Source organism: Stenotrophomonas pictorum JCM 9942, assembly GCF_001310775.1.
Taxonomy (GTDB): Bacteria; Pseudomonadota; Gammaproteobacteria; order Xanthomonadales; family Xanthomonadaceae; genus Stenotrophomonas; species Stenotrophomonas pictorum.
On sequence record NZ_BAZI01000644.1, the window covers coordinates 1 to 1,010 of the forward strand.

The 1,010-nt window shown below is 70.1% G+C and carries 1 protein-coding gene; it reads left to right on the top strand.

Annotation, left to right across the window (positions count from 1 at the left end; genetic code table 11):
• Window positions 1-778: GTP cyclohydrolase II RibA (ribA, locus tag JCM9942_RS16750; RefSeq protein WP_054660968.1), on the top strand; the 778-nt coding region annotated here is incomplete at its 5' end.
• Between the last annotated feature and the right edge of the window lie 232 nt (window positions 779-1,010).

The following is a 1,010-nucleotide window of genomic DNA, read 5'->3' on the forward strand; positions in this document are numbered from 1 at the left end:
CGCTGGCGACGCCCGCGATGCCGCCGCGGTGGAACTGGCGCGGCTGGGCCTGTTGCTGCCGGCGATGGTGGCGGTGGAACTGCCGGCCAGCGATTCGCCGTTTGACCCGTGCATGCACCTGGAGATCGCCGACCTCGCCGAAGGGGCCGCCCAGGCCGGCCAGGATTACGAACTGGTGACGCGTTCGCCGGTGCCGTTGCGCGATGTGGGCATGAGCGAGTTCGCCGTGTTCCGCGGCGGCGTGGCGCAGCGCGACCAGGTGGCGGTGATCGTCGGCACTCCGGACATGGGCGGCATCGTGCCGGTGCGGGTGCATTCGTCCTGCCTGACCGGCGACCTGTTCGGCTCGCTCAAGTGCGATTGCGGCGACCAGCTGCGCCGCGGCCTGCGCACGCTCAAGGAACTGGGCGGCGGCGTCCTGCTGTATCTGGACCAGGAAGGCCGCGGCACCGGCATCGCCGCCAAGATGCGCGCCTACGGCTACCAGCACGAAGGCCTGGACACCATCGATGCCGACGCGCAACTGGGCTTCGGCCCGGACGAGCGCCGCTATGCCAGTGCCGCGGCGATGCTGCGGGGGCTGGGCGTGCGCCGCATCCAGCTGCTGACCAACAATCCGAGCAAGGTGCAGCATCTGCGCAACGCCGGCATCGAAGTGGTCGGTTGCGTGGCGGTAACCGGCGAGATCACCGCCGAGAACGAGCAGTACCTGCGCACCAAGGCCGTGCGCGCCGGCCATCAGCTCGACGTCGATGCGCTGATCATGGCCGCGCAGTAAACCCGGCTCACACGCCTGCGGGCGGATGCTAGGCTCGCTCCAGCCTCATCGCTGGAATCTTCGCTTGTCGATCCAACCCCCCGAACTTCCTCCCGCTCCGGTCGCTGCTGAAGGCCACTGGCAGCCGCTGCCGTCACGCGGCGCCCTGTTCGCCGCCATTGGAGCCGGGCTGACGATGGCGATCACCCTGGCCCTGGCTGCCGGCGCGCTGACGCTGGTGCTGCGCAGCCCG